The organism is Pseudomonas typographi (assembly GCF_014694385.1).
In the GTDB taxonomy this organism is placed as follows: domain Bacteria; phylum Pseudomonadota; class Gammaproteobacteria; order Pseudomonadales; family Pseudomonadaceae; genus Aquipseudomonas; species Aquipseudomonas typographi.
The window spans coordinates 1-22,858 of sequence record NZ_JAAOCA010000043.1 but is presented as its reverse complement, the minus strand read 5'-3'; the positions used below and the strand labels follow the sequence as shown (position 1 = coordinate 22,858).

Annotated in this window: 21 protein-coding genes; 18 read left to right on the top strand and 3 right to left on the bottom strand. The window is 57.5% G+C overall.

The genetic code is table 11. The features are described 5' to 3' along the window. Positions 1–18: 18 nt before the first annotated feature. From mnmE to HAQ05_RS24455, 18 genes are all read left to right on the top strand, one after another. A complete protein-coding gene (gene mnmE / locus HAQ05_RS24540; RefSeq protein ID WP_190425907.1) occupies positions 19–1,383 on the top strand; it encodes a tRNA uridine-5-carboxymethylaminomethyl(34) synthesis GTPase MnmE in 1,365 nt (454 codons plus the stop codon). 461 nt (positions 1,384–1,844) lie between these two features. Continuing rightward, positions 1,845–3,737: a tRNA uridine-5-carboxymethylaminomethyl(34) synthesis enzyme MnmG gene (gene mnmG / locus HAQ05_RS24535; RefSeq protein WP_190425905.1), complete on the top strand. Its 1,893-nt coding sequence runs from the start codon at positions 1,845–1,847 to the stop codon at positions 3,735–3,737. Further along, positions 3,734–4,408, top strand: a complete 675-nt coding sequence (rsmG, locus tag HAQ05_RS24530) for a 16S rRNA (guanine(527)-N(7))-methyltransferase RsmG (protein ID WP_190425902.1) — start codon at positions 3,734–3,736, stop codon at positions 4,406–4,408. The genes mnmG and rsmG overlap by 4 nt, the downstream gene beginning before the upstream one ends. Next, positions 4,401–5,192: a ParA family protein gene (locus HAQ05_RS24525; RefSeq protein ID WP_190425899.1), complete on the top strand. Its 792-nt coding sequence runs from the start codon at positions 4,401–4,403 to the stop codon at positions 5,190–5,192. The genes rsmG and HAQ05_RS24525 overlap by 8 nt, the downstream gene beginning before the upstream one ends. Positions 5,193–5,201: 9 nt before the next feature. Further along, entirely contained in the window at positions 5,202–6,074 is an 873-nt protein-coding gene (locus tag HAQ05_RS24520) for a ParB/RepB/Spo0J family partition protein (RefSeq protein ID WP_190425896.1), read from the top strand. Between the two features lie 147 nt (positions 6,075–6,221). Beyond that, entirely contained in the window at positions 6,222–6,629 is a 408-nt protein-coding gene (locus HAQ05_RS24515; RefSeq protein WP_190425894.1) for a F0F1 ATP synthase subunit I, read from the top strand. A gap of 16 nt (positions 6,630–6,645) precedes the next feature. Beyond that, positions 6,646–7,515, top strand: coding sequence for a F0F1 ATP synthase subunit A (gene atpB / locus HAQ05_RS24510; RefSeq protein ID WP_190425890.1), 870 nt, complete (start codon positions 6,646–6,648; stop codon positions 7,513–7,515). Positions 7,516–7,667: 152 nt separating this feature from the next. Beyond that, positions 7,668–7,925, top strand: a complete 258-nt coding sequence (gene atpE, locus HAQ05_RS24505; RefSeq protein ID WP_003097235.1) for a F0F1 ATP synthase subunit C — start codon at positions 7,668–7,670, stop codon at positions 7,923–7,925. A gap of 56 nt (positions 7,926–7,981) precedes the next feature. Further along, positions 7,982–8,452, top strand: a complete 471-nt coding sequence (locus HAQ05_RS24500; RefSeq protein WP_190425887.1) for a F0F1 ATP synthase subunit B — start codon at positions 7,982–7,984, stop codon at positions 8,450–8,452. A 12-nt stretch (positions 8,453–8,464) separates the two neighbouring features. After that, positions 8,465–9,001: a F0F1 ATP synthase subunit delta gene (locus tag HAQ05_RS24495; RefSeq protein WP_190425884.1), complete on the top strand. Its 537-nt coding sequence runs from the start codon at positions 8,465–8,467 to the stop codon at positions 8,999–9,001. Positions 9,002–9,022: 21 nt separating this feature from the next. Next, entirely contained in the window at positions 9,023–10,567 is a 1,545-nt protein-coding gene (gene atpA, locus HAQ05_RS24490) for a F0F1 ATP synthase subunit alpha (RefSeq protein WP_190425881.1), read from the top strand. A gap of 47 nt (positions 10,568–10,614) precedes the next feature. Continuing rightward, the gene (atpG, locus tag HAQ05_RS24485) at positions 10,615–11,475 is read left to right on the top strand and encodes a F0F1 ATP synthase subunit gamma (protein WP_190425876.1); all 861 of its coding nucleotides are present in this window, start codon (positions 10,615–10,617) and stop codon (positions 11,473–11,475) included. 28 nt (positions 11,476–11,503) lie between these two features. Further along, positions 11,504–12,880 carry a F0F1 ATP synthase subunit beta gene (atpD, locus tag HAQ05_RS24480; RefSeq protein ID WP_190425873.1) on the top strand — a complete coding sequence of 459 codons (1,377 nt, stop codon included), beginning with the start codon at positions 11,504–11,506 and terminating at the stop codon, positions 12,878–12,880. Positions 12,881–12,924: 44 nt separating this feature from the next. Further along, on the top strand, positions 12,925–13,347 hold the full coding sequence (locus tag HAQ05_RS24475; RefSeq protein WP_190425871.1) for a F0F1 ATP synthase subunit epsilon: 423 nt from the start codon (positions 12,925–12,927) through the stop codon (positions 13,345–13,347). Between the two features lie 113 nt (positions 13,348–13,460). Next, a complete protein-coding gene (gene glmU, locus HAQ05_RS24470) occupies positions 13,461–14,828 on the top strand; it encodes a bifunctional UDP-N-acetylglucosamine diphosphorylase/glucosamine-1-phosphate N-acetyltransferase GlmU (RefSeq protein WP_190425870.1) in 1,368 nt (455 codons plus the stop codon). A gap of 120 nt (positions 14,829–14,948) precedes the next feature. Further along, the gene (locus tag HAQ05_RS24465; RefSeq protein WP_190425868.1) at positions 14,949–15,725 is read left to right on the top strand and encodes a DeoR/GlpR family DNA-binding transcription regulator; all 777 of its coding nucleotides are present in this window, start codon (positions 14,949–14,951) and stop codon (positions 15,723–15,725) included. Between the two features lie 3 nt (positions 15,726–15,728). Further along, positions 15,729–17,564 carry a glutamine--fructose-6-phosphate transaminase (isomerizing) gene (gene glmS, locus HAQ05_RS24460; protein WP_190425866.1) on the top strand — a complete coding sequence of 612 codons (1,836 nt, stop codon included), beginning with the start codon at positions 15,729–15,731 and terminating at the stop codon, positions 17,562–17,564. 471 nt (positions 17,565–18,035) lie between these two features. Continuing rightward, complete coding sequence (locus HAQ05_RS24455; RefSeq protein ID WP_190425864.1) at positions 18,036–18,593, top strand: hypothetical protein; 558 nt, start codon at positions 18,036–18,038, stop codon at positions 18,591–18,593. Positions 18,594–18,600: 7 nt separating this feature from the next. Here HAQ05_RS24455 and HAQ05_RS24450 read toward each other — a convergent pair whose 3' ends face one another. The 3 genes from HAQ05_RS24450 to HAQ05_RS24440 all read right to left on the bottom strand — a co-directional run. Then, complete coding sequence (locus tag HAQ05_RS24450; protein WP_190425862.1) at positions 18,601–19,914, bottom strand: ATP-binding protein; 1,314 nt, start codon at positions 19,912–19,914, stop codon at positions 18,601–18,603. Then, complete coding sequence (locus tag HAQ05_RS28845) at positions 19,911–21,860, bottom strand: transposase (RefSeq protein ID WP_238936582.1); 1,950 nt, start codon at positions 21,858–21,860, stop codon at positions 19,911–19,913. Before HAQ05_RS28845 ends, HAQ05_RS24450 begins: the two co-directional genes overlap by 4 nt. A 44-nt stretch (positions 21,861–21,904) precedes the next feature. Then, the coding region (locus HAQ05_RS24440) for a PDDEXK family nuclease (RefSeq protein WP_190425859.1) at positions 21,905–22,858 on the bottom strand (954 nt) is incomplete at its 5' end.

Here is a 22,858-nt window from a genome sequence, read left to right as displayed (position 1 = left end):
TACAAAAGAGCCTTCCCAATGAAAAAGGACACTATCGCTGCCATCGCCACCGCACAGGGCCGGGCGGGTGTGGGTATCGTCCGGGTCTCCGGGCCTTTGGCGGCGAGCCTTGGCCAGGCACTGACCGGCAAACGGCTCAGCCCACGCCACGCCCATTACGGCACCCTAAGCGACGGCACCGGGCGAGTGATCGATCAAGGGCTGGCGCTGTTTTTCCCCAACCCGCATTCCTTTACCGGCGAAGACGTGCTCGAACTTCAGGGCCACGGCGGCCCTGTGGTCATGGACATGCTGCTGGCCGCTTGCATTGCCGGCGGCTGCCGGCTCGCAAACCCCGGGGAATTCAGCGAAAGGGCTTTCCTCAACGATAAGCTTGACTTGGCCCAGGCAGAAGCCATCGCCGACCTGATCGAGGCCAGCTCTGAGCAAGCCGCCCGCAATGCCCTGCGCTCACTGCAAGGGGAGTTCTCCAAGCGGGTGCATGAGTTGGTCGAGCAATTGATTGGGCTGCGAATCTATGTCGAGGCCGCCATCGATTTCCCTGAAGAGGAAATCGATTTTCTGGCCGACGGCCACGTGCTGCGCCAACTCGAGGCGGTAAAGGCACAACTGGCCGGCGTATTGACCCAGGCCAACCAAGGGGCGTTACTGCGCGAAGGCATGGCCGTGGTGATCGCTGGGCGGCCGAATGCCGGCAAATCGAGCCTGCTCAACCTGCTCGCCGGTAAGGAAGCGGCCATCGTGACGGACGTCGCCGGCACCACCCGTGACATTTTGCGTGAACATATCCACATCGATGGCATGCCGCTGCACGTTATCGACACTGCCGGGCTGCGCAGCACCGAAGACCAAGTCGAACAAATCGGCGTACAGCGCGCGGTCAAGGCGATCAATGAAGCCGACAGGGTATTGCTGGTGGTGGATTCGACCGCCCCGGAGGCCGCCAACCCTTTTGCGTTGTGGCCTCAGTTCCTGGACAACCCCCCTGCGCTTTCGAAAGTGACGCTGGTGCGCAACAAAGCCGACCTGTCTGGCGAGCCTGTACAGTTGGTGGAGCACAGTGACGGCCATGCCACATTGAGCCTCAGTGCTACCCACCCTGGCCAGGGTCTGGAGCTACTGCGCCAGCATCTGAAAGCCGTGATGGGCTACCAGCAGACCGCGGAAGGGGGCTTCAGCGCGCGCAGGCGCCATTTGGATGCCTTGCGGCGGGCCCAGGCCAGCCTCGATCACGGCCACCGCCAGTTGGCCTTGGCGGGCGCGGGAGAGCTACTGGCTGAAGACCTCAGGGTGGCCCAGCAAGCCTTGGGCGAAATAACCGGCGCCTTTACCTCGGACGATTTACTGGGGCGTATCTTCACCAGTTTTTGCATCGGCAAATAACCGCCAGAATCCTTATGCCGGCGATAAGCCGGCTTTTTTTCGTCCGCTGAACGCCGGGGCGCCCGATGAGGCACATCAGGAGCCCTGTGGATAACAGCCCCTAAGCCTTATTGATAACCCCAGGGATAACCCGGTTGAAAACCCTGCCTGTGGGTAAACCCATATTTATACACAGGTGATACGCGGTTATCCCATAGGCCCAGGGCTACATAGAAACAGGGCTTACCTCAAAAAAATATCATTAAATTCAACATATTGTATGGTTTATCCACAGAAAACCTGTTACTCATATATAAACATAAAAACAAAGCTTTTAATCCTTTTTTTCTTTTTGTCTCTGTTAAGCGACCACTTGTACACAGCTGGTTAATTTTTGGTCAAAAAGCTTCAATCCACAGCGCGCTTTCCCTATACTGCGCAGCTGTCCCAATTACCCAGCGACAACAGGCACGAGGTGCGTGGTGGATTTCCCTTCCCGTTTTCAAGTGATCGTCATCGGTGGCGGCCACGCCGGTACCGAGGCCGCACTGGCGTCCGCACGCATGGGCGTGAAAACCCTGCTGCTTACCCACAACGTGGAAACGCTGGGGCAAATGAGCTGCAACCCCGCTATCGGCGGCATTGGTAAAAGCCATCTGGTCAAGGAAATCGACGCCTTGGGCGGCGCAATGGCCTTGGCTACCGATAAGGGCGGCATCCAGTTCCGTGTGCTGAATAACCGTAAAGGCCCAGCAGTGCGTGCCACTCGTGCGCAGGCTGATCGCGTGTTGTACAAAGCAGCGGTGCGCGAAGCCCTGGAAAACCAGCCCAATCTGTGGATATTTCAACAGGCCTGTGATGACTTGGTCGTCGAGCAAGGTCAAGCCCGGGGCGTGGTGACCCAAATGGGCTTGCGCTTTATGGCCGATGCCGTGGTGTTGACCACCGGCACCTTCCTGGGGGGGCTTATCCACATAGGGCTGCAAAATTATTCCGGCGGCCGCGCGGGTGACCCACCCGCCATTGCCCTTGCCCAGCGGCTTCGCGAACAAGCATTGCGCGTAGGCCGCCTCAAAACAGGCACGCCACCGCGCATCGATGGCAAAACGGTGGATTTCTCGGTGATGGCCGAGCAGCCCGGCGATACACCAACGCCCGTGATGTCGTTCATGGGGCGCCCGGCCATGCACCCGCGGCAGGTGAGTTGCTGGATTACCCATACCAACGCACGCACCCACGAAATCATCGCGGCCAACCTGGATCGTTCACCGATGTATTCCGGTGTGATCGAGGGAGTAGGCCCGCGTTATTGTCCGTCCATCGAAGACAAAATCCATCGGTTCGCCGACAAGCAAAGCCACCAGGTGTTTATCGAGCCAGAAGGGCTTACAACCCATGAGCTTTACCCGAACGGGATATCCACATCATTGCCGTTCGACGTGCAACTGCAAGTGGTGCGCTCGATCCGCGGCATGGAGAACGCCCACATCATGCGCCCTGGCTATGCCATCGAGTATGATTACTTCGACCCTCGTGACCTGAAATACAGCCTCGAAACCAAAACCATTGATGGGTTGTTCTTTGCCGGGCAGATCAACGGCACCACCGGCTACGAAGAGGCCGCCGCACAGGGCCTGCTCGCCGGTGCCAATGCCGCGCTGCGTGCTAAAGGGCTCGACAGTTGGTGCCCCCGCCGCGACGAGGCGTACATGGGAGTGATGATCGATGACTTGATCACCCTGGGTACCCAAGAGCCCTACCGGATGTTCACCTCCCGCGCCGAATACCGGTTGATCCTGCGTGAAGACAACGCAGATTTGCGCCTCACGGAAAAAGGCCGCGTGCTGGGCCTGGTCGATGATGAACGTTGGGCGGCATTCGAGGCTAAACGCGAAGGTATCGAGCGCGAGGAGCAACGGTTGCGAGGCACGTGGGTGCGCCCTAATACGACCATAGGGGATGCGATCGCCGAAAAATTTGGCACCCCACTGGCCCACGAATACAACTTGCTCAACCTGCTCAGCCGCCCCGAAATCGATTATGCCAGCCTTGTGGATATCACCGGCCGGCAGGCAATCGATCCACAGGTCACCGAGCAAATAGAGATCCGCACCAAGTACGCCGGCTACATCGATCGCCAACAGGACGAAATCGAGCGGCTACGTGCCAGCGAGAATATCCGCCTGCCTGCCGACATCGACTACCTCGGCATTTCCGGGTTATCCAAGGAAATTCAAGGCAAGCTGGCCAATGCTCGGCCGGAAACCCTCGGCCAAGCGTCGCGCATTCCTGGCGTAACGCCGGCAGCGGTCAGCCTTTTGATGATCCACTTGAAAAAACACGGCGCGGGCCGCGGGCTGGAGCAAAGCGCTTGAGTACGTGGGCCGCCGAGCGACATGCCGAAGAGTTGTCCACAGGTGCCCATGCGCTGGGCATCGACCTGCAGGGCAAACAGATCGAACAACTACTGGGCTATTTAGGCCTGTTGATCAAATGGAACAAGGCGTACAACCTCACGGCGGTGCGCGACCCGGACGAAATGGTTTCGCGGCATTTGCTCGACAGCCTCAGTGTGCTGCCGTGGTTGGGCGATGCCGAGCACTGGCTGGATGTGGGCAGTGGCGGCGGCATGCCGGGCATCCCGATGGCGATCATGTTCCCGCACAGGGCCATTACCACGCTCGACAGCAATGGCAAGAAAACTCGCTTCCAAACCCAGGTGAAGCTCGAGCTGGGGTTGGCCAACCTGCATGTTGTGCATAGCCGGGTTGAGCAGCATGTGCCGCCTGAACCCTATGGCGGTATCATCTCCCGGGCCTTCAGTAGCCTGGCCGATTTTGCCCAGTTGACGCGCCACCTGGGCGACCGGCAAACGCGCTGGCTCGCAATGAAAGGCCTGCACCCGGCCGATGAACTGGTAGCATTGCCGCCTGACTTCATCTTGGATGAAGCGCAAGCCTTGGCAGTACCCGGTTGCCAAGGGCAGCGCCATCTATTGATACTGCGCCGCACGGCAATGATTGGGAACACAGGCAACAATGGCTAAGGTATTCGCAATCGCGAACCAAAAAGGCGGCGTGGGGAAAACCACCACCTGCATCAACCTGGCGGCTTCGCTGGTGGCGACCAAGCGGCGCGTACTGCTGATCGACCTCGATCCGCAAGGCAATGCGACCATGGGCAGCGGTGTGGATAAGCACGGGTTGGAAAACTCGGTCTACGACCTGTTGATCGGCGAATGCGACCTGGCCCAGGCCATCCACTACTCGGAACACGGCGGTTACCAATTGTTGCCCGCAAACCGGGATCTCACCGCCGCCGAAGTGGTGCTGCTCGAAATGCACATGAAAGAGAGCCGCTTGCGTACCGCACTGGCGCCTGTGCGCGAGAATTATGATTTTATCCTCATCGATTGCCCGCCTTCGCTGTCGATGTTGACGCTTAACGCATTGGTGGCGGCTGACGGCGTGATCATTCCCATGCAGTGCGAATACTTCGCGCTCGAGGGCCTGAGCGACCTTGTGGATAACATCAAGCGAATCGGCTCGCTGCTGAACCCTGAGCTTAAGATCGAAGGCCTGCTGCGCACGATGTACGACCCTCGCCTGAGCCTGATCAACGATGTGTCCGCGCAACTGAAGGAACATTTCGGCGAGCAACTGTACGACACAGTGATCCCGCGTAACGTCCGCTTGGCCGAAGCGCCGAGCTTCGGCATGCCAGCGCTGGCTTACGACAAGCAATCGCGCGGCGCCCAGGCCTACCTGGAGCTGGCCAGCGAGCTGGTTCGCCGCCAGCGCCGCAAAAGCCGCGCTGCCACCGCAATCTAAGGAGCTGCAATGGCCGTCAAAAAACGAGGGCTCGGTCGCGGGCTGGATGCACTGCTCAGTGGCCCGACCGCCAGCGCACTGGAAGAACAGGCCAACGAGGTAGCGCACAAAGAACTGCACCACCTACCGCTAGATGTGATCCAGCGTGGCAAATACCAGCCGCGCCGCGACATGGACCCACAAGCACTCGAAGAACTGGCCCAGTCGATCAAAAGCCAGGGCGTGATGCAGCCGATCGTGGTACGGCCCGTGAGCCAAGGCCGCTATGAAATCATTGCCGGTGAACGCCGCTGGCGTGCCAGCCAGCAAGCGGGGCTCGATACCATCCCGGCGATGGTCCGCGAAGTGACAGATGAAGCCGCCATCGCCATGGCGCTGATCGAGAACATCCAGCGCGAAGACCTCAACCCGGTCGAGGAAGCCGTTGCCCTGCAGCGCTTGCAACAGGAATTCCAACTGACCCAGCAACAGGTCGCCGACGTGGTTGGCAAGTCGCGGGTCGCGGTGGCCAACCTGATGCGGCTTATCTCGCTGCCGGATGTGATCAAAACCATGCTTGCCCACGGGGATCTCGAAATGGGCCATGCCCGTGCGCTGCTCGGTTTGCCCGATGACCAGCAGGTCGAAGGGGCGCGACACGTTGTCGCACGTGGGCTCACGGTTCGCCAGACCGAAGCCTTGGTACGGCAATGGCTTAGCAGTAAACCCGAGCCGCTGCCGGCGCCGAAGGCCGACCCGGACATCACCCGCCTGGAACAGCGCCTGGCAGAGCGGCTAGGCTCTGCGGTGCAAATTAAGCATGGAAACAAGGGCAAGGGGCAGTTGGTGATCCGTTACAACTCTCTGGACGAACTTCAGGGCGTTCTTGCCCACATTCGTTGAAACAATTGAGCTTGTACGGCCAGTCGGAAAACCCTACCTGGCAGTTGAACGGGGGCTTAACCGCCCCTATACTCTGCGCGCATTTTGCCGGCACATTTTATGCCAAGTTATTGATATATGGCGCGCCGGCCAACAGGAGTCGATTCGGTGGAAACCCGCATGCCAAACCGCTTGCCATTCCATCGGTGGGCAGTATTCCCGATCTTGTTGGCACAATTGGTCGTTTCACTGCTTGCAGCCGTGGTGCTGTGGCAGTGGCAGGGGACGGTCAGCGGGTATTCGGGCCTGATGGGTGGCCTGATCGTGTGCTTACCCAATGTGTATTTTGCTTATAAGGCGTTTCGGTATACCGGCGCCAGGGCAGCTCAAGCCATTGTCCGGGCGTTTTATGCCGGCGAGGCGGGCAAATTGATTTTAACGGCAGCGCTGTTCGCGCTGGCGTTCGCTGGGGTGAAGCCACTGGCGCCGTTGGCGCTTTTCGGCTGCTTCTTGCTGGTCCAAATGGTCAGCTGGTTCGCACCCCTGCTCATGAAAACAAGATTTTCGAGACCTTAGGGCGTTTGAGGCAACCATGGCAGCAGAAACCGCTTCGGGCTATATACAGCACCACTTGCAGAACCTGACCTTCGGGCAACTTCCGGATGGCGGCTGGGGCTTCGCCCACTCCGCCGCAGAAGCCAAGGCAATGGGCTTCTGGGCATTTCACGTAGACACCCTGGGCTGGTCGGTTGCGCTGGGCGTGCTGTTCGTCCTGGTTTTCCGCCTTGCGGCGCGCAAGGCAACGTCCGGCCAGCCGGGTTGCCTGCAGAATGTCGTCGAGGTACTGGTCGAGTTCGTCGACACCAGTGTGAAGGACAGCTTCCACGGCCGCAGCGCGGTCATCGCGCCGCTGGCGTTGACCATCTTCGCCTGGGTGTTCCTGATGAACGCCATCGACCTTATCCCGGTCGACTGGATTCCCCAGGTAGCGGCCAGGCTGTCAGGCGACCACGAAATCCCATTCCGTGCCGTCTCCACCACCGACCCCAATGCCACTATGGGCATGGCGTTGTCGGTGTTCGCGCTGATCATCTTCTACAGCATCAAGATCAAGGGCATCGGCGGCTTCATTGGCGAACTGACCCTGCATCCGTTCAGCAGCAAGAACCTGCTGGTTCAGGCCATCCTGATCCCAGTCAACTTCCTGCTGGAGTTCGTCACCCTCATCGCCAAGCCGGTTTCGCTGGCATTGCGGTTGTTCGGCAACATGTATGCCGGTGAGCTGGTGTTCATTCTCATCGCTGTGATGTTCGGCAGTGGCCTGCTTTGGCTCAGTGGCCTGGGCGTGGTGCTGCAATGGGCGTGGGCTGTGTTCCACATTCTGATCATCACGCTGCAAGCGTTCATCTTCATGATGCTGACCATCGTTTATCTGTCGATGGCTCACGAAGATAACCACTAAGGCTCGTCTGGCGCGTCTTACAAGCCCTTGCTTCAGGGCGGGGGCGGGGCGCCAGCCGCAGCGAACGCTTCGGCACGCCCTGTAACCTTTTTGTTTTACCGTTCTAAACCTAAGAAACCTAACCAATACGACGTAAAAAGTCGGGAGGAAAGATGGAAACTGTAGTTGGTCTGACCGCTATCGCTGTTGCTCTGCTGATCGGCCTGGGCGCCCTGGGTACCGCCATTGGCTTCGGTCTGCTGGGCGGCAAATTCCTGGAAGGCGCTGCCCGCCAGCCGGAAATGGTCCCAATGCTGCAAGTCAAAATGTTCATCGTTGCGGGCCTGCTCGACGCCGTCACCATGATCGGTGTGGGTATCGCCCTGTTCTTCACCTTCGCGAACCCCTTCGTTGGTCAGATCGCTGGCTGATCACTCGCATCACGAGTGTGTTGGTGTGATGGACTAAGAACGAGCGAGGTGTTGGCGTGAACATTAATGCAACCCTGATAGGCCAGTCCGTTGCGTTCTTCATTTTCGTGTGGTTCTGCATGAAGTTCGTATGGCCTCCGGTCATCGCGGCTCTGCAGGAACGCCAGAAGAAGATCGCAGATGGCCTTGACGCTGCCAGCCGTGCGGCTCGCGACCTGGAGTTGGCCCAAGACAAAGTGGGGCAACAACTGCGCGAAGCCAAGGCTCAGGCCAGCGAAATCATCGAGCAGGCCAAGAAGCGCGGCAACCAGATCGTCGAGGAGGCCCGTGACCAGGCCCGCGTCGAGGCTGAACGCGTGAAAGCTCAAGCTGCAGCGGAAATCGAGCAAGAAGTAAACAGCGTCAAGGACGCGTTGCGCGCCCAGGTGGGTAGCCTGGCCGTTAGCGGCGCCGAGAAAATCCTGGGTGCTTCGGTTGATCAAAACGCGCATGCGGATCTGGTCAATAAACTGGCCGCAGAGATCTAAGCGAGGGCGATCATGGCAGAACTGACCACGTTGGCCCGACCTTACGCTAAGGCAGCCTTCGAGCATGCCCAGGCCCACCAGCAACTGGCCAATTGGTCAGCCATGCTCGGCCTGGCCGCCGCGGTGTCGCAAGACGGCACCATGCAGCGTTTGCTCAAGGCCCCGCGACTGACGAGCGCAGAAAAGGCCGCCGCTTTTATTGAAGTGTGCGGCGAAAAGTTTGATGCCCAGGCACAGAATTTCATTCACGTTGCCGCGGAACACGAGCGCCTCCCGCTGTTGCCGGAGATCGCCGCGCTGTTCGACCTTTATAAGGCCGAACAGGAAAAAACCGTAGACGTGGACGTCACCAGTGCTTTTGCGTTGGACCAAGAACAGCAAGACAAACTCGCCAAGGTTCTCAGTGCACGGCTCAGCCGGGAAGTGCGACTGCACACTGCGCAGGACTCCGCCCTCATTGGGGGTGTGGTCATTCGCGCCGGCGACCTGGTAATCGATGGCTCGGTGCGTGGCAAACTCGCGCAACTGGCCGAAGCATTGAAATCTTGAGTTTGAAGGGGCAGCAGAGCAATGCAGCAACTCAATCCTTCCGAAATTAGCGAAATCATCAAGGGGCGCATCGAGAAACTCGACGTGGCGTCCCAGGCCCGCAACGAAGGCACCGTCGTCAGCGTTTCCGACGGTATCGTGCGGATCTACGGTCTGAACGACGTCATGTACGGCGAGATGATCGAATTCCCTGGCGGTATCTTCGGCATGGCGCTGAACCTCGAGCAAGACTCGGTCGGTGCTGTGGTGCTCGGTGGCTACACCGAACTGGCCGAAGGCATGCGCGCCAAATGCACTGGCCGTATCCTGGAGGTGCCGGTCGGCAAGGGCTTGCTGGGTCGCGTCGTCGATGCACTGGGTAACCCAGTCGATGGCAAGGGCCCACTGGCCACCACCGAAACCGATGCGGTCGAGAAGGTCGCGCCGGGCGTGATCTGGCGTAAATCGGTAGACCAGCCGGTGCAGACCGGTTACAAGGCGGTCGATGCCATGATCCCGGTAGGCCGTGGCCAGCGCGAGCTGATCATCGGTGACCGCCAGATCGGTAAAACCGCCCTGGCGATCGATGCGATCATCAACCAGAAAGACAGCGGCATCTTCTGCGTGTACGTGGCCATCGGTCAAAAGCAGTCGACCATCGCCAACATCGTGCGCAAGCTCGAAGAAGCCGGCGCCCTGGCCAACACCATCGTCGTTGCCGCCAGCGCTTCAGAATCGGCTGCGTTGCAGTACCTGGCACCGTACTCCGGTTGCACCATGGGCGAATACTTCCGCGACCGCGGTGAAGACGCACTGATCGTTTACGATGACCTGTCCAAGCAGGCTGTTGCCTACCGCCAGATTTCCCTGCTGCTGCGCCGCCCACCAGGCCGTGAGGCCTACCCGGGCGATGTGTTCTATCTCCACTCCCGCCTGCTGGAGCGCGCTTCGCGCGTATCCGAGGAATACGTCGAGAAGTTCACCAACGGGGCAGTCACTGGCAAGACCGGCTCGCTGACCGCATTGCCGATCATCGAAACCCAGGCTGGTGACGTTTCCGCGTTCGTTCCGACCAACGTGATCTCCATCACCGATGGGCAGATCTTTCTGGAAACCGGCATGTTCAACTCCGGTATCCGCCCGGCCGTGAACGCTGGCGTGTCGGTATCGCGCGTGGGCGGTGCCGCTCAGACCAAGATCATCAAGAAGCTGTCTGGCGGTATCCGTACCGCACTGGCGCAGTACCGTGAACTGGCGGCATTCGCGCAGTTCGCTTCCGACCTCGACGAAGCGACCCGCAAGCAACTGGAACACGGCCAGCGCGTGACCGAGCTGATGAAACAGAAGCAATACCAGCCGATGTCCATCGCTGAAATGTCGCTGTCGCTGTATGCCGCCGAGCGGGGCTTCCTGACTGACGTCGCCATCGACAAGGTGGGTAGCTTCGAGCAGGCCATGATCGCCTACTTCAAGCGTGACCACGCCGATTTGCTGGCGAAGGTCAACGAGAAGGGTGACTTCAACGACGAAATCGATGCAGGCCTCAAGGCCGGCCTCGAGAAGTTCAAGGCCACCCAGACCTGGTAAGCCGCAGCGGGGGCAGTGCCCCCGCTTGCTAACCTGATAGGTGATACATGGCAGGCGCAAAAGAGATACGCAGTAAGATTGCGAGCGTAAAAAGCACGCAAAAAATTACCAGCGCCATGGAAAAAGTGGCGGTCAGCAAAATGCGCAGGGCACAGACGCGCATGGCTGCCAGCCGCCCCTACGCGGAGCGCATCCGCCAGGTGATCGGTCATCTGGCCAACGCCAACCCCGAGTACCGCCACCCGTTCATGATCCAGCGCGACGTAAAGCGCGCCGGCTATATCGTGGTGAGCAGTGACCGTGGCTTGTGCGGCGGCTTGAATACCAACCTGTTCAAGGCCCTGGTCAAGGACATGGCCACCAACCGCGAGAAAGGCGTGGAAATCGACCTTTGCGTCGTCGGTAGCAAGGGTGCCGCGTTCTTCCGTAACTTCGGTGGCAACGTGGTCGCCGCGATTAGCCACCTGGGCGAAGAGCCTTCGATCAACGACCTGATCGGCAGCGTCAAGGTCATGCTCGACGCTTACCTTGAGGGCCGGATCGATCAGTTGTCCGTCGTGTCGAACAAGTTCGTGAACACCATGGTGCAAAAGCCCACGATCGAGCAGTTGGTACCGTTGGTCGCTACCCCGGACCAAGCGCTCAAGCATCACTGGGACTACCTCTACGAACCCGACGCCAAAGAGCTCCTTGAAGGCCTGATGGTGCGCTACGTGGAATCGCAGGTTTACCAGGCGGTGGTCGAGAACAACGCAGCTGAACAAGCGGCGCGGATGATCGCCATGAAGAACGCCACGGATAACGCCGGTTCCGTAATCAAGGAACTGCAGTTGATCTACAACAAGGCTCGCCAGGCTGCGATCACCCAAGAGATCTCGGAAATCGTCGGCGGCGCTGCCGCGGTTTAACGGTTGAAAAAATTCAGAGGATCCAGCTATGAGTAGCGGACGTATCGTTCAAATCATCGGCGCCGTCATCGACGTGGAATTCCCGCGTGACAACGTGCCGAACATCTACAACGCCCTGAAGGTTCAGGGCGCCGAAACCACCCTGGAAGTTCAACAGCAGTTGGGCGACGGCGTGGTGCGTACCATTGCGATGGGCTCCACCGAGGGCCTCAAGCGCGGCCTGGACGTGGTCGATACCCATGCGGCCATCTCGGTCCCAGTAGGCAAAGCCACCCTGGGCCGCATCATGGACGTGCTGGGTAACCCCATCGACGAAGCGGGCCCTATCGGCGAAGAAGAGCGTTGGACCATCCACCGCGAGGCGCCCTCCTTCGCTGACCAGGCCGGCGGTAATGACCTGCTCGAAACCGGCATCAAGGTGATCGACCTGGTATGCCCGTTTGCCAAGGGCGGTAAGGTTGGCCTGTTCGGTGGTGCCGGTGTGGGCAAAACCGTGAACATGATGGAACTGATCCGCAACATCGCCATGGAGCACAGTGGGTATTCCGTGTTCGCCGGTGTGGGTGAGCGTACCCGTGAAGGTAACGACTTCTACCATGAGATGAAGGACTCCAACGTTCTCGACAAGGTAGCGCTGGTATACGGCCAGATGAACGAGCCACCAGGAAACCGCCTGCGTGTGGCCCTGACCGGCCTGACCATTGCCGAGAAATTCCGTGACGAAGGTAACGACGTTCTGCTGTTCGTCGATAATATCTATCGTTACACGCTGGCCGGTACCGAAGTTTCCGCGCTGTTGGGTCGTATGCCTTCGGCCGTGGGTTATCAGCCGACCCTGGCTGAGGAAATGGGCACGCTGCAAGAGCGCATTACGTCGACCAAGACCGGCTCGATCACTTCGGTCCAAGCGGTATACGTACCGGCGGATGACCTGACCGACCCGTCGCCAGCGACCACCTTCGCCCACTTGGACGCCACCGTGGTACTGTCCCGTGACATCGCCTCGCTGGGTATCTACCCGGCGGTCGACCCACTGGACTCCACTTCGCGCCAGCTCGACCCGCAAGTGGTTGGCCAGGAGCACTACGAAGCCGCCCGCGGTGTTCAATACGTGCTGCAGCGCTACAAAGAGCTGAAGGACATCATCGCCATCCTGGGCATGGACGAGCTGTCCGAGCAGGACAAGCAATTGGTATCCCGCGCCCGTAAGATCCAGCGCTTCCTGTCGCAGCCGTTTTTCGTGGCCGAAGTCTTCACCGGTGCCCCGGGCAAATACGTTTCGCTCAAAGACACCATCGCAGGCTTCAAGGGGATCCTCAACGGTGACTACGACCACGTGCCCGAACAGGCGTTCTACATGGTCGGCGGCATCGACGAAGTGATCGAGAAGGCCAAGAAACTGTAACCCTGGCGCCCGCATGCGGGCGCCCCTCAGGTTGAGGCAAACAGATGGCTATGACTGTCCACTGCGATATCGTCAGCGCGGAAGAGGAAATTTTCTCTGGCCTGGTCGAGATGGTGATCGCCCACGGTAACCTCGGTGACTTGGGCATTGCCCCCGGCCACGCACCGTTGATCACCGACCTCAAACCCGGCCCGATCCGCGTAATCAAGCAGGGTGGCGAAGCCGAGGTGTTTTACATCTCCGGTGGTTTCCTCGAGGTGCAGCCCAACATGGTGAAGGTACTTGCCGACACCGTGCAACGCGCTGCAGACCTGGATGAAGCTTCCGCCCAGGCGGCCGTGAAGGCCGCTGAGAAGGCGCTGAACGAAAAAGGCGCGGACTTCGACTATAGCGCTGCAACCGCACGCTTGGCCGAAGCCGCTGCTCAGCTTCGTACCATCCAGCAGATCCGCAAGAAATTCGGCTAAGGTCGCGGTTTTCTGCATTGAGAAAACGGCATTGAGAAAAAAGGGTAGCTTCGGCTACCCTTTTTTCTTTGCCGCCGCCAACCTTGGCCGCGCCTTTTTCGGTAATTGATTTCATGTCGCTCGATATTGTAATTCTCGCTGCTGGGCAGGGCACACGCATGCGGTCTGCGTTGCCGAAAGTGCTTCATCCCGTTGCTGGGCGTTCCATGCTCGGTCACGTTATCCACAGCGCCAAGCAGCTTTCGCCTGTGGGTATCCACGTGGTGGTCGGCCACGGTGCGGAGCTGGTTCGCCAAAGTGTGGCCGCTGATGACGTAAGCTTCGCCGTCCAGCAACGGCAATTAGGCACCGGCCATGCGGTGGCCCAGGCATTGCCGGCGCTGGCGGCCGATACGGTGCTGATCCTGTATGGCGACGTGCCGTTGATTCAAGTCGAGACGCTGCAACGCCTGCTCGCCCGGGTGGCCGCACAACGCATTGCCTTGTTGACCGTTGAATTGGCCGACCCTACCGGTTACGGCCGGATCATTCGTGACGAACACGGCGCGGTGCAGGCCATCGTCGAACAAAAGGATGCAACCAACGCCCAGCGCCTGATTCGCGAAGGCAATACGGGCATCCTCGCCGTGCCACGCAGCCACCTGGCGAAATGGTTGGGGCAGTTATCCAACGACAATGCCCAGGGTGAATATTACCTCACCGATATCATTGCCATGGCCGTGGCCGACGGCGTGGAAGTGGCCACCGAAAACCCCGCGCAAGCAGCGGAAGTGCAAGGTGCCAACGACCGCCGCCAATTAGCCGAGCTGGAACGGGCCTACCAGGCGCGAGAGGCCAACCGGCTGATGGCCGAGGGTGCCACGTTGCGAGACCCGGCACGCTTCGATGTGCGAGGCGAGGTCAGCGTCGGGCGGGATGTACTGATCGACATCAACGTGATCCTCGAGGGGCATGTGGTGATCGAGGACGACGTACAGATCGGCCCCAACTGCGTGATCAAAGACACCACCCTCAAGCGCGGCGCGGTGATCAAGGCCAACAGCCACCTGGACGGTGCCGTGGTCGGTGAGGGCGCCGATGCGGGGCCTTTCGCCCGGTTGCGGCCCGGCACGGTGCTGGGTGCTGGGGCCCATGTGGGTAACTTCGTGGAACTGAAGAACGCCCAATTGGGGGCGGGCGCCAAGGCCGGGCACCTCAGTTATTTGGGCGACGCCGATGTGGGCGCCCGTACCAACATCGGTGCCGGCACCATCACCTGCAACTATGACGGGGCCAACAAGCACCGCACGGTGATGGGCGAAGATGTGTTCGTAGGGTCCAATAATGCCCTGGTGGCGCCGGTGACCTTGGGCAGCGGTGCCACCACCGCGGCGGGGTCGACCATCACCGACGATGTGCCAGAAGCGCAATTGGCGGTGGCGCGCGGCCGCCAGCGCAATATCAGCGGCTGGAAGCGGCCAGTGAAAACCAAAAAGCCCTGACCCGTGCACGTGCGCCCGGGGCTGCACCTCAGGGCGCTGGGTGTTATGCGCATAGCGCTTGACGGCGGCAGCGCAATAGGTTTTGATTCGCGCATATTAATTTCGAATCGAAACTTATAGATGTCGAAACGCAATACAGCGCAACGTCGCCATAACATCATCGAGCGCCTTGCCGACACGGGCGAGGTGAGCGTCGACGAGTTGGCCAAGGCGTTCCAAACCTCCGAGGTCACCATTCGCAAAGACCTGGCGGCGCTTGAGAGCCATGGCCTGCTACTGCGCCGGTATGGCGGCGCGGTGCCGGTGCCGCGTGAATTGATCGAGGATGTACCGAGCAAGGTTTCGGTGTACAAGCAAGCCATCGCCCGGGCTGCGGTGGCGCGCATCCGCGAGCATGCGCGGATCATCATCGACAGCGGTAGCACCACGGCCGCGATGATCCCCCAATTGGGCCGCCAGCCTGGCTTGGTGGTGATGACCAATTCGTTGCAGGTGGCCACCGCGCTGGGCGAACTGGAGCACGAGCCGGTGCTGTTGATGACCGGCGGCACGTGGGACCCCCATTCCGAATCGTTCCAGGGCCAAGTGGCCGAACAGGTGTTGCGTTCTTACGATTTCGATCAGCTCTACATCGGCGCCGACGGCATCGACCTGGCGCGGGGCACCACCACGTTCAACGAATTGCTCGGCCTCTCGCGGGTGATGGCTGAAGTGGCCCGCGAAGTCATCGTGCTGGCCGAGGCCGACAAGGTCGGCCGGAAAATCCCGAATGTGGAACTGCCATGGAGCAGCGTCCATGTATTGATCACAGATGATCGCCTGTCGCCGCAGGCGCGCGATCAGATTCAGGCGCTGGGCATCACGCTGGTGTGCGCCGAAACCCCTCAGGAGAAGTGAACCATGTGTGGAATCGTGGGCGGTGTCGCCGAGCGTAACGTTGCAGCGGTATTGGTCGAAGGGCTCAAGCGCCTGGAATATCGAGGGTACGACAGCGCCGGTGTGGCGCTGATCAGCCGTGACGGCCAATTGCTACGCCGGCGAAGCACGGGCAAGGTGAGCGAACTCGCTGAATCGCTCATCCAGCAGCCGCTCATCGGCCAACTGGGGATTGCCCACACACGTTGGGCTACCCATGGCGCACCCACCGAAGCCAATGCCCACCCGCACTTTTCCCGAGGCGAAGTCGCAGTGGTGCACAACGGCATCATCGAAAACCATGAGGCCCTGCGCAAGGAATTACAGGGCCTGGGTTACGCATTTGCTTCGCAAACCGATACCGAAGTGATTGCCCACTTGTTGCACTACAAGTTGCAGGAGCAGGGTGAACTCACCGCCGCGCTCAAGGCCACGGTAAGGCAGCTACAGGGCGCGTATGGGCTGGCTGCCATTTACCTGGGCCAACCCGACCGCCTGGTGGCGGCGCGCAGCGGAAGCCCACTGGTGGTGGGCCTGGGGCTGGGCGAGAACTTCGTCGCTTCCGACCAGTTGGCGCTGCGCCAGGTGACCGACCGCTTCATGTACCTGGAAGAAGGTGACATCGCCGAAATCACCCGGGACACCGTTCAATTATGGAACCACGAAGGGCAGCCAGTGCAGCGCGAAGTGGTGCGCTATCACGAAGGTGCGGAGGCCGCCGACAAGGGTGAGTATCGCCACTTCATGCTCAAGGAAATCCACGAACAACCGGCGGTGGTGCAGCGCACGCTGGAGGGCCGCCTGGGCCAGCAGCAGGTGCTGGTGCCCTCGTTCGGCCCCCAAGCGGCGCAGCTGTTTGGCCGTGTGCGCAATGTTCAGATCGTGGCCTGCGGTACCAGTTACCATGCCGGGATGGTCGCCCGGTATTGGCTTGAGGGCTTGGCGGGGATCCCCTGCCAGGTGGAAGTCGCCTCGGAGTTTCGTTACCGCAAGGTGGTGGTGCAGCCTGATACGTTGTTCGTGACCATTTCACAGTCCGGCGAAACCGCCGACACCTTGGCGGCGCTGCGCAATGCCAAGGCGCTGGGGTATCTGGGCAGTTTGGCGATTTGCAATGTGGGCATCAGCTCGCTGGTGCGGGAGTCTGACCTTACCCTGTTGACCCTGGCCGGGCCCGAAATCGGCGTCGCATCGACCAAGGCTTTCACCACGCAACTGGTGGCGCTGATGCTGTTAACGCTGGCCATAGGCCAGGTGCGCGGCACACTGCAGGCGGGCCTGGAGGCCGAATTGGTCGCTGAACTGCGCCGCTTGCCGGTGCGCCTGGGCGAGGCGTTGGCCATGGATACCACGGTCGAGCAAGTTGCCCAGTTGTTCGCCGAGAAACACCACACTCTGTTCCTGGGGCGCGGCGCGCAGTTCCCGGTGGCCATGGAAGGCGCCCTGAAACTCAAGGAAATCTCCTACATCCATGCCGAAGCCTACCCCGCCGGGGAACTCAAGCATGGTCCCTTGGCGCTGGTGGACGCCGACATGCCGGTGGTCACGGTGGCACCTAACAACGCGCTGCTTGAAAAGCTGAAATCGAACCTGCAAGAAGTGCGTGCGCGGGGCGGCGAACTGGTGGTGTTCGCCGATGCCCAGGCACAGCTCAGCAATGGAGAAGGCACCACGGTTGTATCGATGCCGCATATCCATGATGCGCTCGCGCCCATACTGTATACCGTGCCCCTGCAGTTGCTGTCGTATTACGTGGCGGTGCTCAAGGGCACCGACGTGGACCAGCCGCGCAATCTCGCTAAGTCGGTGACGGTGGAGTAGGTTATAGGCGGCAGCTCGGTGCTGATCGTAAAGATTAAAGTCTGTCTCTAAATATTAAAAACTGTCTCGCTTGGAGCCCTTAGGGCGCCCAAGCGGTCTGCGTCATTCCGGTTCTCCGGGCCTTGAAGAAGTCATAGGTGCTCCCCTTTGCTCTTAACCATCCAACCGCACGAATGCCTACGCTCATTTTTAGAAAGACATTTCTTCCTGGACCCTCAATCACCGGAATCAATCAGGTTCAGACAAATCTCCACGTACTATATGCGGGGATCCAGCATTCAATCCATCGCTGAGGTACTGGGAAGGGGCGACACGTACGGTTTCAATCGTCTGCTCCACGACCACACAAGCTACTCGCAAGTGGCGGTTTTCCTTAGTTCAAATCAAAAAAGCTACACCCGATCGGATTGTCAGTCAGCTACGGTGCGGTTCATCACGGAGCATCAACTTCCGGGGATCTGCATCCAATGTGTGAAAGACGATATCGCCCAGCTTGGCTTCCCCTATTGGAGGCGTGACCATAGATACGTGAAAGTATGTTCGAAGCACAACACACCCTTACTAAGAAAGTGCCCTATATGTGCTAAGGATATCAGCGTTCATGGCTACGCATATGGTCATGATCTGCTATGGAAAGGATGTAACGGGTACTATATTCACCAGTGTGAATCGAAATTAAATTATGATGGCTGGCAGCTAGCGCTTTCCGAGATATTCACTGAGATTGGCGAGTCTAAATTCACAGTTGATCTGGAATTTGTTATAGCGCATATTAGTGGTGAAGTTAAAAAATTGTCAGACCTTGGAATTATTTCGGAAACCAAAATAAAAGCATTAAAGCATCGACTCAATACATCTAAGAGAATAGGCGAAGCAAGCTACGAGTATCGACCAGACTTCAAATATAGCGAGTGCATCATCTATGTGATTGCAATTGTGTATGGCAGCTTTGCAGGCTTGCTGGATAGCGTGCGTGCGGTTGACGGGCCGGTGCGGAACGTAGATGACCTTATGCATGTCAAACATTGAGTACTCACTAAATATTATCTTTGTCATCAAAAAAATCGCTGAACGCATTCATCAAATCATCATTTGTTGGCTTTCCTAAGGAAGGTCGCTTAGAGCGCTTAGGCGCTTGATCTTTCATATCGGTACCCACCTTCAGACTCTTGTGTGCTTCTCGCTCAGGAGCCGTCAGCGCACCCTCGAATGCCGCACGCGCGACGCGGTTATCCCGCTCCTTCCGCACGAATTGCACCACATTGGACCGCATGGGCGTGCCGAAGGGACATACAAGATCTTCTCGCTTCGATTTTTTCTGAATTGCAATACGCTCTAGCTCTTCAACGTCTATCCGGTTTGCATAGTAAGCGCTTGAGATATACGCTTGATGGACATCTTCAATCTCAATCCATGTACGATTAGAAGTGCGGGCTTGAATGTAAGACTGTTTGATAAGGTGAATGGCGGATCGCTTAATTCCGAAGCAGCCGCGATATATTTCGTGAGAAAAATCTGAAGGTTTCGCCCGGATTCGCCCACCACTTGCAGCGATACATTCGTCAATGAAAAATGCCCAATCTTTTGACTCTGGGGCGTCCGGAAATATGATCCTAGGCTCCGCTACCAAGCGTTGCGTATCTTCTTGGTTGCGCTTGATTAGTTTATGTCCCAAACTAAAGTTCGATACATACACCATGGGCAATCCGAGACTAGACATAGTTAACAGTATGTCGGTCGTCAAGGCTACCCCTTTCCCTGGTGTCAGATGCTGCATCTCTTCAAGCACTGCTAGCGAAACCCCGAGCTTGTTTGCATGCTGCTGCGCTCGCGATTTGAGGACTGAAGCATTCAGCCGACTAGTCGCCTCTATTCCAAGAAAATCTGCAAGTAACTGTTTGCCAGATGCTTTGCCCCTTGCGCTGGCATACCAGTGAGAATATGTCGTATGAGGTGTCATACAATGATCAATATCAATTTCGGTGGGGCCAGGCATCATGCGGAGTAACGCTTCTACCGTTGCCGATTTACCCACACCAGCCAAGCCAGTCAAGCAGATAGGAAAAGTTTCAATTGGGGTGGGGTAGTACCACCCTTTGATGAAAATCTGTTGTGTTTCAGAACGCATCGCTGAGTGTACTGCTGCTTTACCCACCATCTCTGAAACAAATTCCAAGCTGAAATCGTTTGGTATGAAAATCTGCTTCAGATTTTGTTCTAAGAGATGTGCCGCCAGCATCGTGGGCAATTGATCAATGTCGTGGATGGGGTCTGGGCGAGATGTTACTGTTTTGCGAATGTGCTCAATGTCAACCAACCCGTCGAATCGTGTCCGAATTTTCTCGATCATGATTTTACACCTATCAGTCGTCTTTGATCTTCTAAGTCTCGCTGCGCCCCCGAACCCATGGCCGGAACTCCCAGCTTCCGAACGCCGGCATGCCAATTTTTACCTGTATCATTCTCATGCTCAAGATAGTGATACTGTTCAATTGCAACTTTCTGATGTCGATGTTTCCCCTGGGCTTGGAGTCGGGATTTGTCGACCAGCTGGAGATCCTCCAGTGATATGTCGCTGCTACCCGGCCTTGTACTTGCCGTGTAAACAAAGCTCAACTCATGAAGTCGTCCCTCGACTTCAATCCATATGTGACGAACACACATTATCATACTGTACGCCATCACATTAATCACACCGTTACGCGCAACGCGGTCGAATACGTCTGTGTCAATTAGTGACTTCGAGTTGTATTTGCTTCCGAAAAAATAAACGCCATTTTTGCGGATCACTGCAGGCATCGGAGTCAAGAATTCCCTAACTGCTTCATCAAATGGCATCTTGATGCCATGATTTCGGCCTAGTTGGTCATGATATTTCCAAATATTCAAACGGGATGGTGAAAAACCTTCTAGCCACATGTCTCCATCCATTCGCTCGCTTGCATCGCACTTCTCGTTATCCTTTATCACCCGACGGATTTCTCTGCGAGCCATTTCAACCATATTAAGACCGCTATGAACGTGCACCGCTTGGTCTTTAAATTGTTTATCCCTTGGGTGGGATGATTCAACCGAAGCTTTCGATTGACCAGAATGGGTAGGTGTCAGCTCTAGACGGCCAAGCCATGCTTTTGCATTAGCGACATCCATATGCGCCGCGGGACCCCTATCAAATACCATCTGGCTTGAGAGCCCCTCACATGGCCATTCATCAGGCTTGATTGTTATTCCAAACAGCTCACAGTATTTGACCTTACCGACTGCTATACAAAATAAAGCCATTCGGTACGTCTCTAGGCTTTCCCTACCTCTGGCGAATCCGATACCAACAACTGCTCCTGAAAGCGCGCATATTGCCCTTACAACGCAAAATGAATCCAAGGGGGCGCCCTCGATAATGCCAGAAATTTTCTCGCTTGGATAATAGCCGTCAAACTCCAGTCGCTGGTTTAGGTTACTAATCATTCGTGCAAAGCTTCCGATGTCGCCCGACTTGGCGCGGGCAGCACTAGGCCCCTTCATTTCCGTCGCCAAGGCTGCCGGATCTGTTTGCTTCTTGACCCAATCCCAGAATTGGGAAGAGCTTGGATAAGGCTCTCCGTTGGGATGGAAGAACTCTTTCCCGCTTGAGCCTTCACGAATACCGCATCCAAAAACCTTTCGCAGTGAAGCTCCGTAAATTTCGTCCTTGGTCCTGTCTACCCTTCTGCACAGCAGAAAGCCCTTCAGGATCTTTTCTTGCATGTCAGGTGTTACTGGATAACCAAAATTTTGACCATGGCTAGAAGGGCGACCTAGTTTTTTATCGGTTTTTTCGCTTCTATCCCAAGTGCCGCAGTTGTTCAGGCGCGGCATCAGAGCCCACTTAGTCTGCCCAAATAGTAGATAAGTGAAGAACCATAGCCTGATCCTAGCAGGATGCTGCCTCGGCTTCGAAGCCCTAGCGTGAGCATTGATCATGGCCTCTGGATCATCTGAAGCCAGTATCTCTGCCGTCTTGGGAATCAGTTCAGCGATACTCAATAGGCGGCGGTCAACTTTTTCCTCATAAGACTCCTTAGGACTAACACGGCGAGCTTCGCGCCAGGATGATTCGACGCCACCTGCGGCTCCCAGCCATGGGGGGTAATCATGGCTGCCCGTCTCTACTATCTCACCAGCCTCCAGCGCTGCCTCGTAGCGCAGGCGGGGCAAGGTATGCAGGACAGCATTTGACCCTCTCTCATCGAATTCGACCAAACGGACACGGTTGGACATTCCGTCGCTGATGAGAAAGTGGTATTCCTTTTCTTTCACCAGCGCGCCGCACCCATCAGGCGCGATCAGCCGAGATCCAGCCATCATTGAGCTGTTTCCGAGAAGAAATTCCGATAGTGGTCAATGACTTCGCAGCGGACCCGTCCAAGTGGTTTGTCGATCTGTATATATTGAAATAGGTCCACTGGGAGTACACGATTCCAAATATCTTGGTATATCCGCGCTATGAATTGGTCCCGATGTCCCCATTTATTACCGTAGTTGATGGCAGCAAGCGCAAGGGGATTACCGGTTTTAAAATCATCTTGCAGGCGTTCGCTAAAATCCTCCAGCAGCTGTGGATCAAGATTAAGAGGGCGGTCATGTAACCCAAAAATCTGATCAAGATTGGCTACGACAATTGGATCAATATCATCGAGCGATAGATTTAATGTTCTTATTTTTGCGCTTAAGTAATATAGTTCTTCCAAGTGAAGACGTAACTCAGCAGACTCGCGATCTTTTCTACGTGCTGCCAATGACTTCACCGAGGTAAGTCGTTTCTCCATAAAGTCAAACTTAGATAGCTTGATGTTCCAATTCAGTGCGTAGGGTGCCCCTCCCAAGTCATAGATATAAATCAGGAGATCTCCCAAGTAGGGGTAGGCGGACCATTTGCGTCCGCCGCTTGATGTCCTTACCACTACCTTTGCGTGATCCATCCCTATTTGCTGCGCTATAGCGAGCGTGCCTGTGAGGGGGCTAAGGCTCAAACCTAGGGCAAACGGGTGTCCGTGCAAGGGATGGACTTGTGGCCCCGGGTGCAGCATTTTCTGCTCGTGGATTTCAAAAACAGCTGGATTGAACAACGCGAGCTGGGTGAAGACCCGTTCAGGAATGGATAGCAGATGAAGTGTGCGACCGAGCTTGCTGAACGAGCCCCATGAAAGACAGGACACCGTTCCCCCCTTAAGATAAGGGATAGGCAAACGGGTATGTTTATGACTAACAGCAACGATAAGGGTGGCGAGCTGCTCAGCCAGGAACGCCGACGCCGC

What these genes read in the sequence shown, in the direction of transcription:
- atpB (WP_190425890.1), top strand. Translation starts at nt 6,646, where the DNA reads ATGGCAGCAGAAACCGCTTCGGGCTATATACAGCACCACTTGCAGAAC.
- atpG (WP_190425876.1), top strand. Translation starts at nt 10,615, where the DNA reads ATGGCAGGCGCAAAAGAGATACGCAGTAAGATTGCGAGCGTAAAAAGC.
- HAQ05_RS24465 (WP_190425868.1), top strand. Translation starts at nt 14,949, where the DNA reads ATGTCGAAACGCAATACAGCGCAACGTCGCCATAACATCATCGAGCGC.
- glmU (WP_190425870.1), top strand. Translation starts at nt 13,461, where the DNA reads ATGTCGCTCGATATTGTAATTCTCGCTGCTGGGCAGGGCACACGCATG.
- atpD (WP_190425873.1), top strand. Translation starts at nt 11,504, where the DNA reads ATGAGTAGCGGACGTATCGTTCAAATCATCGGCGCCGTCATCGACGTG.
- HAQ05_RS24520 (WP_190425896.1), top strand. Translation starts at nt 5,202, where the DNA reads ATGGCCGTCAAAAAACGAGGGCTCGGTCGCGGGCTGGATGCACTGCTC.
- mnmE (WP_190425907.1), top strand. Translation starts at nt 19, where the DNA reads ATGAAAAAGGACACTATCGCTGCCATCGCCACCGCACAGGGCCGGGCG.
- atpE (WP_003097235.1), top strand. Translation starts at nt 7,668, where the DNA reads ATGGAAACTGTAGTTGGTCTGACCGCTATCGCTGTTGCTCTGCTGATC.
- HAQ05_RS24525 (WP_190425899.1), top strand. Translation starts at nt 4,401, where the DNA reads ATGGCTAAGGTATTCGCAATCGCGAACCAAAAAGGCGGCGTGGGGAAA.
- HAQ05_RS24450 (WP_190425862.1), bottom strand. Translation starts at nt 19,914, where the DNA reads ATGATCGAGAAAATTCGGACACGATTCGACGGGTTGGTTGACATTGAG.
- HAQ05_RS24495 (WP_190425884.1), top strand. Translation starts at nt 8,465, where the DNA reads ATGGCAGAACTGACCACGTTGGCCCGACCTTACGCTAAGGCAGCCTTC.
- glmS (WP_190425866.1), top strand. Translation starts at nt 15,729, where the DNA reads ATGTGTGGAATCGTGGGCGGTGTCGCCGAGCGTAACGTTGCAGCGGTA.
- HAQ05_RS24475 (WP_190425871.1), top strand. Translation starts at nt 12,925, where the DNA reads ATGGCTATGACTGTCCACTGCGATATCGTCAGCGCGGAAGAGGAAATT.
- atpA (WP_190425881.1), top strand. Translation starts at nt 9,023, where the DNA reads ATGCAGCAACTCAATCCTTCCGAAATTAGCGAAATCATCAAGGGGCGC.